The following is a 12,837-nucleotide window of genomic DNA, read 5'->3' as shown; positions in this document are numbered from 1 at the left end:
GATGTGGTAACTCTATTCACTCAAGTACCGATGGTCCCACGAGACTCTGTGGATACCGGGCATTTGTTGCTAGCGTCGTGGCGATGCGGCGAAGGATCGGCACCGGCCTGGCGGCGGTGCTGTGCGCGGTCGTCGTCGGCTGTGAGTCCGGGACGGACACCGCCGCGGCCGACGGGACCTGCAGCCTCGACACCTTGCCACCGCAGGCCGCCGAAACGGTTGAGCTCATCGAAGCCGGTGGCCCATTCCCGTATCCACGCAACGACGGCGTGGTGTTCGGCAACTTCGAAGGCCGGTTGCCCGCGCATGAGCGGGGCTACTACCGCGAGTACACCGTTCCGACGCCCGGGCTGAGCCACCGTGGCAAGCGCCGGATCGTCACCGGGGGCAAGCCGTTGGACGATCCGGCGGAGTACTACTACACCGGGGATCATTACGAGTCGTTCTGCCTGATCGGAGGCATGTGAAGACGTATCGGATCGACGGGGCGAAGGTCGCATCGAAGGCGGATTTCTTCACCGAGATCGGCCGGGCGGTCAACGGTGACGGCGGCTACTTCGGCTCCAACCTGGATGCGCTCGCGGACTGCCTGCGCGGTGGCTTCGGGACTCCCGACGATGGCGGGTTCAGATTCGTCATGACCTCCTACAAACAGGTCAAGACCGCCCTCGGAGACGACACCTGGAGCACGTTGTTGTACATCTTCACCGCCGAGGGCGTCGATCTGTGGCTTGAAGCCTGAGTGAATGCCAAGTGGTACCAGCAAATTTCGGCCCAGGGTGTCACGTGGGCATTCAAGCCGATAACGGCAGGGTGCCCGTGAGTTAGCAACCTGCCTGTGTCGCAACGGGGTTGACAGTTCAGCCCAAAGGTGTGACGGCGGCCGCGGGCCAATCTCCGAAGCGGTTACGCTGGCGTTCTGCAATGTGTTAGCTGAACTCGTGGACCGACGAAAATGACTGAAGCGACCTGGGTGTGACCGTGAAGCTGCCAACCGGAGCGGTGACGTTGATGGCGGGTGCCGAGGGTTCGGCCCGGCTGTGGCAAACGCAGCCGGACGACATGGCGGCCGCGCTCCCGTGGTTGCGTACGACCGCGGTCCACCTCATCGCGCTGAACGACGGCATCCTTCGCTCAGGCCTCGACAACACCGAGGGTTTCGTGGCGACCTTCGGCCGCGCGTCGGACGCGCTGTCCTGCGCCCTGGCCCTGCAATTGGCACCGACAGACCCGTTTTCGTTGTGCATCGGCGTGCACAGTGTCGCGGATGGAGCCGCGAAGCTGTGCGATGTCGCCCACGGTGGCCAGACCCTGATATCGGGCACCACGGTGTCATCGGGGTTCGGCGGTCTACCGGCCGGTGCGACGTTGACGCACCTCGGCAGTCATCGCCTGGACGATCCGCAATGGCAGGAGCGGCTCTTCGAGCTGCGTCACCCCGGTCTGCCCAAGCGCATCCAGCTCTTGGACGTACCCCAGGCCGTGCTCGCCCACGACCTCTTGAACTGATGCCGGGCGGCGTCAGGTGAAGGCGAGCCAGCTGGGCAACGCGCGCTCACCGGAATCGCACAACACCTGACGCGTGTCGCAATTACCGCGTGGCGAGCCCGCGCCGCTCCACATGCCGCCGGTGTCGCGGCGTAGCACGATCGCCGACGAGCCGCCGCCGTCGAGCAACACCGCGTTGTCGGCGCCAAGGCCGCGGAACAGATCCTGCATGTTGTCGGGTGTGTAACTGCCGCCCTGGAAGACATAGAGCTGATCGTTGCCCCGGTTGTAGCCGACCGCCGTGCGGGCAGCGCTCGGGCCGTTGTCGTTGAGTTGACCGGTTTCACCCGGCGCCAACAAACCGATCCCGGCCACTGCGACGAACCTGGCACCGCGATCGAGGAGCCGCTGAATCTCCGGCGAGGCCGCGTCATAGTCGTTGTCGCCCTTGGGCATTATCACGTACGGTGCGCCACCCACCGGGAGGATCATGGTCGCCAGCGCCGACCAGTGTTCGTTACCTCCGGACAGGCCCTGCTTGCCCGCGTAGGCCAGTGTGCCGGTCACCGCGACGTTGGCGCGGCCCTGGCCGCGGGTGTTGTCGACGTAAGCGCCCAGTGGCGAACTGCATTTCGTGTCGCGCCACGAACCGCCTCGTTGGCCGCGCACATCGAAGAAGTTGGCATTGACCGCCATGATCGGTTGACCCAGCACCTGCCAAGCGGCAAGGGGCGCATAGGTTTCCGACGCTTGCCAGAGGCCCTCACCGGTGCGCGCACCAGGGGTGCGTTCGCAGCGCGACTGATAACCCTGGTGAGTGTCGACCAGCAGCCGCGGATTCAGCCGGGTCGAAGCGTTCTTGATGGTCATCAGATGACCGCCGCCGTTGAGGGTGTACGCGCGGCCGTCGGCGGTCAGAAAAGGTGCGGCGAACTGACCGCCGAAGTTGTAGACGAGGTAGGAACCCTTGGTGTTGGCGATCGCACCCAGCAGCAGGGCCTTGGCATCCTCCGCCTTGGCCGCCGGCGGTCCGCTCGTACCGACGGCGGCACACAACGAGAAGATAGCGGTACCCGCTATCACACGTCGCAGCAGCTTTGCCAGCCCAGGCACGGATTACACAATAACCACACAGGAAACTCTGTCAACATAGGTAACGGGGCAGTCACGGTTGCGCATCGGGGTGGTCCCGACTTTGCCGACCGTGCGAAATGCAGTTAGCTGCCGACGTATTCAGCCAGATGCTCGCCGGTGAGCGTCGCGCGTTTGTCGACGAGCTGAGCAGGGGTGCCCTCGAACACGACCCGCCCGCCGTCGTGCCCGGCGCCCGGCCCGAGATCGATGATCCAGTCCGCGTGCGCCATCACCGCTTGATGATGCTCGATGACGATGACTGATTTTCCGGAGTCCACGAGCCGGTCGAGTAGTGCGAGCAGCTGGTCGACGTCGGCGAGATGCAAGCCCGTGGTCGGCTCGTCGAGGATGTAGATTTCGCCCTTGTCAGCCATCTGCGCCGCCAGCTTGAGGCGTTGCCGTTCGCCGCCCGACAGCGTGGTGAGCGGCTGGCCGAGCGTCAGGTAGCCGAGCCCGACGTCGGCCATGCGGTCCAGGATCTTCTGGGCAGCAGGGACTTTCGCATCCCCGTCGGCGAAAAATCCCGTCGCTTCATGAACCGGCATGGCGAGCACTTCGGCGATGTTCCTGCCGCCGAGCGTGTACTCCAGCACCGACGGCTGGAATCGTTTGCCTTCACACTCCTCGCACGTGGATTCCACCGTGGCCATGACACCCAATTCGGTGTAGATGATCCCGGCGCCGTTGCACGCCGGGCAGGCGCCTTCCGAATTCGAGCTGAAGAGAGCGGGTTTGACGCCGTTGGCCTTCGCGAACGCCTTGCGGATCGGGTCGAGCAGCCCGGTGTAGGTGGCCGGATTGCTGCGCCGGGAACCGCGGATCGGGCTCTGGTCGATCGACACCACGCCGTCGCGTCCGGCCACCGAGCCGTCGATCAGCGAGCTCTTGCCGGAACCCGCCACGCCCGTGATGACGACCAGGACGCCGAGCGGGATGTCGACGTCGACGTCTTGCAGGTTGTGCGTGCCGGCGCCGCGAATTTCCAACGCGCCGTTGTTTTCCCGCACCGAATCCTTGAGTGTCGCCCGGTAGCCCAGATGGCGGCCGGTCACCGTGTCACTTCCATGCAGACCGGCCACGGTGCCTTCGAACACGACCTCGCCGCCTGCCGTGCCCGCGCCGGGGCCGAGGTCGACGACGTGATCGGCGATGGCGATGGTCTCGGGCTTGTGCTCGACGACGAGGACCGTGTTGCCCTTGTCGCGCAGCTGCAGCAGCAGGTTGTTCATCCGCGCGATGTCATGGGGATGCAGACCGATCGTCGGCTCGTCGAAGACGTAGGTGACATCGGTGAGTGCGGACCCGAGATGGCGGATCATCTTGACGCGCTGCGCTTCACCGCCGGACAGCGTGCCGGCCGGCCGGTCGAGAGACAGGTAACCGAGCCCGATCTCGACGAACGAGTCGAGGGTGTGCTGCAGGGCGGTCAGCAGCGGCGCGACGGACTTCGCCTCGGCCTTCTTGTCGAGGCTTCCGATCCACTGCGCGAGGTCGGTGATCTGCATGGCGCACGCCTCGGCGATGTTGACGCCCTTGATCTTCGACGATCTCGCGGTCTCCGACAGTCGAGTGCCGTCGCATTCCGGGCACGTCGTGAACGTGACGGCACGCTCCACGAAGGCGCGAATATGCGGCTGCATGGCCTCGACGTCCTTGGACAGGAACGATTTCTGGATCTGCGGGATCAACCCCAGATAGGTCAGGTTGACGCCGTCGATCTTGAGTTTCGTCGCCTCCTTGTACAGAAGCGCGTCCAGTTCCTTCTTCGTGAACTTGTTGATCGGTTTGTCCGGATCGAAGAACCCGCAGCCGTTGAAGATCCGGCCGTACCAACCCTCCATGCTGAAACCCGGGATGGTCAACGCACCCTCGTTGAGCGACTTCGTGTCGTCGTACAGCGCGGTCAGGTCGATGTCGTTGACCGCGCCGCGGCCTTCACACCGCGGGCACATCCCGCCGGCGACGTTGAACTCGCGGCGCTCCTTGACCGTGCGTCCGCCCTTCTCGAACGAAACGGCGCCGGCTCCGCTGACCGATGCGACGTTGAACGAGAATGCCTGCGGCGAACCGATATGAGGTTTCCCCAAGCGGCTGAACAGGATTCGCAACATCGCGCCGGTGTCGGTCGCGGTGCCGACGGTTGACCGCGGGTCGGCGCCCATGCGCTGCTGGTCCACGATGATCGCCGTCGTCAGCCCCTCCAGCACGTCGACCTCGGGACGCGCCAGGTTCGGCATGAAGCCCTGCACGAACGCGCTGTAGGTCTCGTTGATGAGCCGTTGGGATTCCGCGGCGATCGTGTCGAACACCAGTGAGCTCTTACCGGAGCCGGACACCCCGGTGAACACCGTCAGCCGACGCTTCGGCAGTTCGATGCTGACGTCTTTGAGGTTGTTCTCGCGGGCTCCGGTGACCCGGATCAGATCGTGACTGTCGGCGGCATGCGTCATTCAGGGCAGCTCCTGGATTCGGACGGTGTTGCCCGCGGGGTCGCGAAACGCGCAGTCGCGGGCGCCCCACGGCTGGTCGGTCGGCTCCTGCATCACCTCGGCGCCGCTGGCCTGAACCTTCTCGAACAGGCCGTCGACATCGCTGGTCGCGAGCATGATGCTCGCGTAGGTTCCCTTGGCCATCATCTCGGCGATCACGCGGCGCTCGTCGTCGGTGATGCCGGGGTCGGCGGCGGGTGGAGTCAGGACGATGTTCATGTCGGGGCGGCCCGCAGGACCGATGGTGATCCAGCGCATGTCCTCGTAGCCGACGTCCTTGCGGACCTCGAAGCCGAGGGCATCGCGATAGAACGCCAGGGACTCCTCAGGGTCGGTGTGGGGCAGGAAGCTTGCGTTGATCGTGATTTCCATGACGGTCACGCTAGCGGCGAGCCGGAGACCGAAGCTTCTCGATTCCTGATCGGTCTGGTGACCTGTTTGGCGAGGCAGGATGGGATGCCTGCGGTCACATCGGTGGCGTTGCGGCGGTACACGCTCGGCGGCACGCCGACGAGTTCGGTGAAGCGCGTGCTGAACGTGCCCAACGACGAACAGCCGACCGCGAAGCACACCTCGGTGACCGACATGTCGCCGCGCCGCAGCAGGGCCATCGCCCGCTCGATACGGCGGGTCATCAAGTAGGAATACGGGGATTCGCCATAGGCGGCCTTGAACTGGCGCGACAGGTGTCCGGCCGACATGTTCACCCCGCGCGCGAGCGCTTCGACATTCAACGGCTGCGCGTACTCCCGGTCGATCCGGTCGCGCACCCGGCGCAGCAGCTTCAGATCACGCAGCTGTTGGTCGGCCACATCGGCGATCGTACGTCTACCCGGGTATGGCCACGGTCGCGACGACGAAGCGACTGTTCTCGAACAGCGTGGGTGTGCAGGCCACGCCGGTGATCCGCTGCGCGAGCGCGAAGCCTGCCGCACTGAGGTCGACGTCGGCGATGTCGGCCGGATCGGCGTCCAGCGGTATCCCGACGCCACGGATGTCGTCGAGCAGCGCGTCGGGCTCGGCTCCGAACCGTTCGGTGGGGAACAGCAGATCGAAATCGACCAGCAACCGGCCGTCGCGCCACCAGTGGAACCGGTGCACCGCATTGACATTGCGGAAGTGCGAGACGACGGTTCTGTTACCGGACACGGGCTCGATCACGCTCTCCGTGACGCCGGCGTAGCCGTTTATCTCGGCGATCAAGGACCATCCGCCATCGATACCGGCGATGCCGACCAATGCCTGCGACGGGTCATAATCGTCGGGCCAACCCTCGACAACATGCTCGTAGAGGGCGTCGATGCCATGCACCTCGGTCAGCCGATCAGCGGCCAGTGCGCCGACGAGGCGATCCGGCGTGATGTCACTGACCAGCGTCACACAGTGCGCCTCCGCCCACGCCGGACGCCAGGAGTTCCACCACGAGTAGTCGTCGACCGTCGCAGACACAGTTCGTCATTCCTCCTGATCACGGCGGTGCGAGCCGATACACCGCGCCGGCGAAGTCGTCGCTGATGTACACCGCCCCGTCCGGGCCGGTTACTGCGGCGACCGGGCGGCCCCAACGCAGGCCGTTGTCGGCTTGGAAGCCGCCGACCAACGTCTGCTGCGAGCCCAATGTGCCGTCGCGCCAAGCGAAGAACGACACCTCGGGCTCGCGCGGTGACTCACGGTTCCACGAGCCGTGCACCCCGACGAGCGCGCCGGGGCCGAACGGGTCCGGTAGCTCGCCGAAAGCCATGCCCAGCGGAGCGGAGTGAGCACCGAGGGTCTGCTCGACCGGTTCGAGTGCGGCACAGTCCATGCGGCTGCCGTCGGGGTTGGTCTGCACGTCTCGGATGAAAGCGGCGGGCGGTGCGCCGTCGGGATTGCAGTACGGCCAGCCCAATTCGCGTCCCGGGGTCAGTTTCGCGATCGATTCCGGCGGATGTTCGTCGACGTACGACTGCACGACGCGGCCCTCGGGGTCGGCGACGTTGTCCCGGTTGTTGACCGCGGTCCACAGCGTGCCGTCCGGGGCGAACGCCAGACCGGTTCCGTTACGCACACCCGTGGCGAACGGCTCCGGCGGCCCGCCGCCCGGCGGCACCCGCATGATCGTCGCGCGCGGCGGATCGGCCGTGCGGTCCTCGGCGGAGATGTTGCCCGTCGAGCCGATCGAGAAGTACACCGCGCCATCGCTTCCCACCACCACGCTCTTGAGAGCGTGGGCATATGCGCCGTGCAAGTCGGGGCTCTTGGCGTCGGGGAGATCGCCTGCGATGGTGCGGCGGTTCACGGCCCTGCCGTCGACGTAGTCGTAGGCGTCGATCTGATCGCTCTCGGCCACGTACAGCGTGGACCCCGCGAACATCAGCCCGTGCGGTTGGTCGAGCCCCTCCAGCAATGTCTGCTGTTCGGGACGCACTTTCAGCACCTGCCCGGTGCTCGGGACCGATACCAGCAGCGCGCCGTCGGGTGCCCACGTCAGCATCCTCGCCTTCGGGATGCGGGCCATGACCTCGATCGTCCAGCCGGTGGGGATCAGCGCCTGGCGCGGTTCGTCGAGCGGCGCCTCGGCCAGCTCGCCGGGTACCCGCACGGTGGCCGGAGCCAAGCCGGTCGGGGGCTGTGCCGCCGCCGTCGGCGTGGTCGGCGGTGATGCCGGGGGCGGATCGTCGGTGTTCGTACCGCACGCGGTCAGCACAACCGCGGCAGCCACTGCTAATGCTCTACGCCCCAGCGAGACTCGCATGCATCTCCCAGACCAAGATCTCGGCGTTGTCGTTGGCGACGATCCGTTGGCCACCCGAGTCGGTGAGCCGTGCGGCGTCGCCACCCGAGAGCGGGCCCGAGCCCTCGACAGTCACCTCGCCGCGCGCGACGAAGAGATGCACGAAGCGGGCGTGCGGCAGTTCCACCGAGTCACCGCGCCGCAGGCGCGCGCCGTGCAGCGTGGCGTTGCGGTTGTGCAGTGTCACGGCCGCGTCCACGGCGCCCGACGCGATCGGAGTCAGGGTATTGCCGAGTTCGATCTCCTGCTGCTGGTAGCCCGGCGTCACTCCGGCCTGATCGGGCAGCACCCACATCTGCACGAAACGCACCGGCTCGCTTGACGACCCGTTCTTCTCCGAATGCTGCACCCCGGTGCCCGCCGACATCCGCTGCGCCAGGCCGGGATAGATCACGCCCGAGTTGCCCATCGAATCTTTGTGCGCCAGTTCGCCATCCAGCACCCACGTGACGATCTCCATGTCACGATGCGGGTGGGTGTCAAAACCCGCGGCGGGCGAGACGATGTCGTCGTTGTTGACCAGGAGCAGGCCGTGATGAGTGTTGGCCGGATCGTAGTAGTCGCCGAACGAGAAGGAATGCCGTGACTGCAGCCAGTCTGTGGTGGTGACACCGCGGTCGTCGGCGCGTCGGATATCGACGGTCGGGGTCATGCCGCCCAGCCTACCGACGGGGTGGGCTGACCAACCGGTCGATTGACGCCTAATCTGTCGTCGTGGATATCAACGGAGCTAGCGCAATCGTCACCGGTGGCGCGTCAGGTATCGGCGCGGCATCCGCCCGCCAGTTGGCTGCCAAGGGAGCCCGCGTTGTCGTGGCTGACCTGCAGGCGGAAAAGGGCGAGGCCCTCGCCAAGGAGATCGGCGGCGCGTTCGTCAGCGTCGACGTCACCGACACCGCCCAGATCGAGGCCGCGGTCAACAAGGCCACGGAAATTGGTCCGCTGCGTGCCCTGGTGAACTCGGCAGGCATCGGCTGGGCCCAGCGCACCATCGGCAAGGACGGCGAATTCGCGTCGGCGCACAACCTGGACGCCTACAAGAAGGTGCTCGCGATCAACCTGGTCGGCACCTTCGACTGCATCCGGCTGGCGGCGACCGCGATGAGCCGCAACGAACTCACCGACACCGGCGAGCGTGGCGCGATCGTCAACATGACCAGCGTCGCGGCCTTCGACGGCCAGATCGGTCAGGCCGCCTACTCGTCGTCCAAGGGCGGCGTCGTCGGCCTGACGCTCCCCGTCGCCCGCGACCTGTCGGCGGTCGGCATCCGGGTCAACACCGTGGCCCCCGGACTCATCGACACCCCGATCTACGGCGAGGGCGAGGCGTCCGAAGCATTCAAGGCCAAGCTCGGCGAGTCGGTGCTCTTCCCGCACCGCCTCGGCAAGCCCGAGGAACTCGCGTCGATGGTCATCGAGCTGATCACCAACTCGTACATGAATGCCGAGGTCGTCCGCGTCGACGGCGGCATTCGGATGCCACCCAAGTAACTCGTGCACCCGCCGGGCATCGGCCATGATCGTCACATGGCCGATGCCTGGTGGGTCGACGCACTGATCGGCTTGGCCGTCGCCGTGCTGCTGAGCTGGGTGGTTCTGGTCATTGCTCTACTCGTCGTGCGCCCACGCGGCAATCTGCTCACCGAAGCGCTGCGGCTACTCCCGGACCTGTTGCGCCTCATCCCGCGCCTCGCGGCCGACAAGTCGCTACCTCGCGGCGTGCGGATCCGGCTGGCGCTGTTGGTCGTCTATCTGGCGGTGCCGATCGACCTGATCCCCGATTTCATCCCCGTCCTCGGTTACGCCGACGACGCCATCATCGTCACCTGGGTGCTGCGCAGCGTCGTGCGCCACGCCGGGGTCGACGCGGTCCGAGCGCACTGGCCGGGCAGCGAAGACGGATTCGATGCCATGGCCCGGCTGACCGGTCTGTCGCGGTGAGGCTTACCAGTCCGACTCGTCGAAGCGGATCACACCGCGAATGTTGTTGCCGTCCAACATGTCCTGGTAGCCCTGGTTGATGTCCTCGAGCTTGTAGGTCCGGGTGATCATGTCGTCGATGTTGAGCAGGCCCGACTTGTAGAGCGCGACCAGGCGCGGAGTCTCGACGTGGCTGCTGCCGCCGCCGAAGATGTTGCCCTTCAACGTCTTCTGCAACATCGTGAACAGGAACAGGTTGAGCTTGACGTCGGCGTCCATCATCGACCCCATGCCCGTCACCACGCAGGTGCCGGTCTTGGCGGTCAGGATCAGGGCCTCTTCGATGTACTCGCCCTTCATCTCACCGACCGCGATGATCACCTTGTCGCCCATCAAGCCGTAGGTGACGTCGATGATCGGCGCGATGGCCTCGGCCATTGACGGGTAGACGTGCGTCGCGCCGAACTTGAGGGCCTGCTCGCGCTTCCATTCGTTCGGGTCGATCGCGATGACGTGCTTGGCGCCCGAGATGACCGCGCCCTGCAGCGCGCTCATGCCGATGCCACCGACGCCGACGATGATGACCGTCTCACCCGGCTTCACGTCGGCCACGTTGGTGGCCGAACCGAAACCGGTCGGCACCGCGCAGCCCATGATCGCCGCGGTCTCGAACGGCACATCCTTGTCGATCTTGACGACCGAGTCCTTGTGTACGGTCATGTACGGCGCGAACGTGCCGAGCAGGTTCATCGGCGAGACTTCATGGCTGCCGGCGTGGATGCGGCTCGTGCCGTCGGCGATCGCCTTGCCGCCGAGCAGGACCGCGCCCCGGTCACACAGCGAACGGAAGCCTTTCAGACACGGCGGACACACGCCGCATGCCGGGATGAACGCGAGGATGACGTGGTCGCCCTCCTCGATGCCCGTGACGTTCTTGCCGACCTTCGTGACCACACCCGCACCTTCATGGCCGCCCAGTGCGGGCAAGCCGATGGGCGTCGCGCCCGTGGTGATGTGGTAGTCGGAGTGGCACATGCCCGCGGCATGCATCCGGATCTGTACCTCGTCGGCGACGGGGTCACCGAGATCGATCTCGTCGACCTTGAACGGCGAATTGAGTTCCCACAGCAGGGCGCCCTTGGTCTTCATGGATTGCGATAATAGAACACGTTGCAAAATTGTCCAGGGCCGGTCATCTACCTGCGAGTTTGTTTGCTTGCTGTTCTTCTGTCAGGTGGGCGGGTTTGATGGGTGGAAGTTGGTTCGCGTGGCATCACTGGCCACTCGGCGATGAATAATGCGACCGCGCTCGGTCTATCCACCATGACCGAAATCAACGCCAGCATCGTCCCCAATCTGTGGTTCGACCGTGAGGCCGAACAAGCCGCCGAGCACTACATCGCCGCCTTCGGTGGAAACGGCCGGATCACCAACACGATCGCCGCACAACCCAATTCGCCGTCCCCGCAGGATGTGCCGTTGGTCGTCGAGTTCGAACTCGCCGGGCAGCGGTTCGTCGGCATCAACGGCGGCCCGCAGTTCAAATTCACCGAGGCGGTTTCACTGGAGGTGCGGGTGACCGGACAGGATGAGCTCGACCGGCTCTGGGCCGCCCTCGTCGAGGGTGGGCAGGAACAGCCGTGCGGCTGGCTCAAGGACAAGTTCGGGTTGTCGTGGCAGATCACGCCGACCGAGTACTACGACTTGCTCGGCAAGGGTGACGCCGCGGGCGAGGAGCGGTTGATGGCCGCAGTGATGTCCACCATGGGCAAGTTCGACATCGCCAAACTGCAGGCCGCGTACAACAACGGCTGAGGTCGCCGAGCAAACTCCGATTTGGATGTTTGGTCCTGTGTGGTAGACACTACGGCCATGGTGGGCAAATCTCTGACGCCTCCGCCGGGCGGGGCGGGCTAGGTGGCCGAGTCAGGTGGCGACTGGGCGCCGTATCAGCAACTCCAGGAAGCGGCCGCGGTCTACCTGCGGGATCCCCAGATGGCGATGGAAGCCCTGCGTGGCGTCGTTGACCTCGACGCCATACAGGGTTTCACGATGGACCGGTACACCAAGCAGCGCGACGGCCGAGAGGTGCTCTATCAGGAGATCGCGATCACCGACGGCCGCCGCCTGATCCTGTGGATGGGTGATGACCTGTTTGCTGACGACGATGGCGAAGGCTTTGACGACGATGATGACGACGAGCCGGCAGCGGTGTTGTTCGAGTCCGCGATCCGCGTCATCCCGTTGTCTTGGATCTACGACGTGTCGCTCGATGCGAACTATCGCGTCGATGGCCAGCGCAGAGCCCTGCACAGTGTGGAACTCAGGATCTACGTGGGAAGCACCGACTACACCAAGGCAAGGACACCGGAGAAAACGGAGTTCCATTCTGAGGACTTTGTGTTCAGCAAATCGCAGAGTGATGGCGGAGTCGCCCAGGCGCAGCGGCTCATGCAGTTCGGAAAGTTGATGGCCACACATGTCTGACGACTTCGACTGGGCAAGCTACTCGCGCCTTCGCGACGCGGTGATGATCGGAACGCGTGACGCCGATGTTGCGCTCGCCAGGCTGGAGTCGTTCGTCGACCTCGACGCGGTCACGTCGTTCGTCCTCAGCGACAACCGCATGGAATACGACTGGGGCACGTCACTCTGGCAAGAGGTGGCAGTGACCGATGGGCAACGCCTGATCATGTGGCACGGCTGTGACGCGCACTGTCCCGGTACCGAGGATCTCCCGCCGCACCTGACATTCGAATCGTCGGTACGGACTGTGCACCTGTCAGAACTGCGCGATCAGACCGTCTATGCGGAGTACATCGTCGAAGATGACGGGACCCGGGCACTGAGCCACGTGGATGTGAACATGCAGATCTCGCGGCTCAAGAAGACGATTCAGACCACCGTGACAGAAAGCGAACCGCGGTACTCGTACTTGACGTTCAACAAGTCACGTCACGAGCACGGCCTCGCTCAGATGGAGCGGCTGATGGAATTCGGTGCTGCGCTAGCTCGCGGGTAGCCCACTGCCCG

At 65.2% G+C, this 12,837-nt stretch carries 16 protein-coding genes; 8 read left to right on the top strand and 8 right to left on the bottom strand.

Features of this window, described 5'->3' with window-relative positions; translation table 11 throughout:
- Positions 1 to 83: 83 nt before the first annotated feature.
- The 3 genes from ACOI2T_RS35185 (at position 84) to ACOI2T_RS35175 (ending at position 1,509) form a co-directional block, all read left to right on the top strand.
- Complete coding sequence (locus ACOI2T_RS35185) at positions 84 to 467, top strand: guanyl-specific ribonuclease (protein WP_067848754.1); 384 nt, start codon at positions 84 to 86, stop codon at positions 465 to 467.
- Positions 464 to 742 (top strand): barstar family protein, encoded by a 279-nt coding sequence (locus tag ACOI2T_RS35180; protein ID WP_067848751.1) that lies wholly within the window; start codon positions 464 to 466, stop codon positions 740 to 742. Before ACOI2T_RS35185 ends, ACOI2T_RS35180 begins: the two co-directional genes overlap by 4 nt.
- A 239-nt stretch (positions 743 to 981) precedes the next feature.
- Positions 982 to 1,509 (top strand): LuxR family transcriptional regulator, encoded by a 528-nt coding sequence (locus tag ACOI2T_RS35175; RefSeq protein WP_234790825.1) that lies wholly within the window; start codon positions 982 to 984, stop codon positions 1,507 to 1,509.
- A gap of 12 nt (positions 1,510 to 1,521) precedes the next feature.
- On the opposite strand, the gene ACOI2T_RS35170 is transcribed toward ACOI2T_RS35175, so the two are convergent.
- The 7 genes from ACOI2T_RS35170 to ACOI2T_RS35140 all read right to left on the bottom strand — a co-directional run bounded on the left by ACOI2T_RS35170 (position 1,522) and on the right by ACOI2T_RS35140 (position 8,536).
- On the bottom strand, positions 1,522 to 2,601 hold the full coding sequence (locus ACOI2T_RS35170; RefSeq protein WP_207626492.1) for a phosphodiester glycosidase family protein: 1,080 nt from the start codon (positions 2,599 to 2,601) through the stop codon (positions 1,522 to 1,524).
- 104 nt (positions 2,602 to 2,705) lie between these two features.
- Positions 2,706 to 5,072, bottom strand: a complete 2,367-nt coding sequence (locus tag ACOI2T_RS35165; RefSeq protein ID WP_409502905.1) for an ATP-binding cassette domain-containing protein — start codon at positions 5,070 to 5,072, stop codon at positions 2,706 to 2,708.
- Positions 5,073 to 5,483: a VOC family protein gene (locus ACOI2T_RS35160; RefSeq protein ID WP_409502904.1), complete on the bottom strand. Its 411-nt coding sequence runs from the start codon at positions 5,481 to 5,483 to the stop codon at positions 5,073 to 5,075.
- Between the two features lie 5 nt (positions 5,484 to 5,488).
- Positions 5,489 to 5,932 (bottom strand): helix-turn-helix transcriptional regulator, encoded by a 444-nt coding sequence (locus tag ACOI2T_RS35155; RefSeq protein WP_409503081.1) that lies wholly within the window; start codon positions 5,930 to 5,932, stop codon positions 5,489 to 5,491.
- 7 nt (positions 5,933 to 5,939) lie between these two features.
- Positions 5,940 to 6,560 carry a DUF6461 domain-containing protein gene (locus ACOI2T_RS35150; RefSeq protein ID WP_409502903.1) on the bottom strand — a complete coding sequence of 207 codons (621 nt, stop codon included), beginning with the start codon at positions 6,558 to 6,560 and terminating at the stop codon, positions 5,940 to 5,942.
- A gap of 19 nt (positions 6,561 to 6,579) precedes the next feature.
- Positions 6,580 to 7,845: a PQQ-dependent sugar dehydrogenase gene (locus ACOI2T_RS35145; RefSeq protein ID WP_409502902.1), complete on the bottom strand. Its 1,266-nt coding sequence runs from the start codon at positions 7,843 to 7,845 to the stop codon at positions 6,580 to 6,582.
- A complete protein-coding gene (locus ACOI2T_RS35140) occupies positions 7,823 to 8,536 on the bottom strand; it encodes a pirin family protein (RefSeq protein WP_409502901.1) in 714 nt (237 codons plus the stop codon). The genes ACOI2T_RS35145 and ACOI2T_RS35140 overlap by 23 nt, the downstream gene beginning before the upstream one ends.
- A 62-nt stretch (positions 8,537 to 8,598) precedes the next feature.
- On the opposite strand from ACOI2T_RS35140, the gene ACOI2T_RS35135 reads away from it, so the two are divergent.
- Positions 8,599 to 9,375, top strand: a complete 777-nt coding sequence (locus ACOI2T_RS35135) for an SDR family NAD(P)-dependent oxidoreductase (protein WP_409502900.1) — start codon at positions 8,599 to 8,601, stop codon at positions 9,373 to 9,375.
- A 36-nt stretch (positions 9,376 to 9,411) separates the two neighbouring features.
- Positions 9,412 to 9,825: a YkvA family protein gene (locus ACOI2T_RS35130; protein WP_409502899.1), complete on the top strand. Its 414-nt coding sequence runs from the start codon at positions 9,412 to 9,414 to the stop codon at positions 9,823 to 9,825.
- Positions 9,826 to 9,828: 3 nt separating this feature from the next.
- Here the strand turns inward: ACOI2T_RS35130 and ACOI2T_RS35125 are convergent, their stop codons facing one another.
- Positions 9,829 to 10,953: an NDMA-dependent alcohol dehydrogenase gene (locus ACOI2T_RS35125; protein WP_067848703.1), complete on the bottom strand. Its 1,125-nt coding sequence runs from the start codon at positions 10,951 to 10,953 to the stop codon at positions 9,829 to 9,831.
- A gap of 174 nt (positions 10,954 to 11,127) precedes the next feature.
- Between ACOI2T_RS35125 and ACOI2T_RS35120 the strand changes: the two genes are divergently transcribed.
- From ACOI2T_RS35120 to ACOI2T_RS35110, 3 genes are all read left to right on the top strand, one after another.
- Positions 11,128 to 11,619, top strand: a complete 492-nt coding sequence (locus tag ACOI2T_RS35120) for a VOC family protein (protein ID WP_085150306.1) — start codon at positions 11,128 to 11,130, stop codon at positions 11,617 to 11,619.
- A gap of 180 nt (positions 11,620 to 11,799) precedes the next feature.
- On the top strand, positions 11,800 to 12,291 hold the full coding sequence (locus tag ACOI2T_RS35115) for a hypothetical protein (RefSeq protein ID WP_409502898.1): 492 nt from the start codon (positions 11,800 to 11,802) through the stop codon (positions 12,289 to 12,291).
- A complete protein-coding gene (locus ACOI2T_RS35110; protein ID WP_067848695.1) occupies positions 12,284 to 12,826 on the top strand; it encodes a hypothetical protein in 543 nt (180 codons plus the stop codon). Before ACOI2T_RS35115 ends, ACOI2T_RS35110 begins: the two co-directional genes overlap by 8 nt.
- Positions 12,827 to 12,837 lie beyond the last annotated feature (11 nt).

The organism is Mycolicibacterium wolinskyi str. Jessa 2025 (assembly GCF_049241375.1).
Classification (GTDB): domain Bacteria; phylum Actinomycetota; class Actinomycetes; order Mycobacteriales; family Mycobacteriaceae; genus Mycobacterium; species Mycobacterium wolinskyi.
This window is presented reverse-complemented; position numbering and strand designations above follow the sequence as displayed.

Bases quoted from the DNA above. Each gene is read 5' to 3' on its own strand.
- ACOI2T_RS35185 (WP_067848754.1), top strand. From the start codon at position 84: ATGCGGCGAAGGATCGGCACCGGCCTGGCGGCGGTGCTGTGCGCGGTC.
- ACOI2T_RS35165 (WP_409502905.1), bottom strand. From the start codon at position 5,072: ATGACGCATGCCGCCGACAGTCACGATCTGATCCGGGTCACCGGAGCC.
- ACOI2T_RS35160 (WP_409502904.1), bottom strand. From the start codon at position 5,483: ATGGAAATCACGATCAACGCAAGCTTCCTGCCCCACACCGACCCTGAG.
- ACOI2T_RS35145 (WP_409502902.1), bottom strand. From the start codon at position 7,845: ATGCGAGTCTCGCTGGGGCGTAGAGCATTAGCAGTGGCTGCCGCGGTT.
- ACOI2T_RS35140 (WP_409502901.1), bottom strand. From the start codon at position 8,536: ATGACCCCGACCGTCGATATCCGACGCGCCGACGACCGCGGTGTCACC.
- ACOI2T_RS35130 (WP_409502899.1), top strand. From the start codon at position 9,412: ATGGCCGATGCCTGGTGGGTCGACGCACTGATCGGCTTGGCCGTCGCC.
- ACOI2T_RS35125 (WP_067848703.1), bottom strand. From the start codon at position 10,953: ATGAAGACCAAGGGCGCCCTGCTGTGGGAACTCAATTCGCCGTTCAAG.
- ACOI2T_RS35120 (WP_085150306.1), top strand. From the start codon at position 11,128: ATGACCGAAATCAACGCCAGCATCGTCCCCAATCTGTGGTTCGACCGT.
- ACOI2T_RS35115 (WP_409502898.1), top strand. From the start codon at position 11,800: ATGGCGATGGAAGCCCTGCGTGGCGTCGTTGACCTCGACGCCATACAG.
- ACOI2T_RS35110 (WP_067848695.1), top strand. From the start codon at position 12,284: ATGTCTGACGACTTCGACTGGGCAAGCTACTCGCGCCTTCGCGACGCG.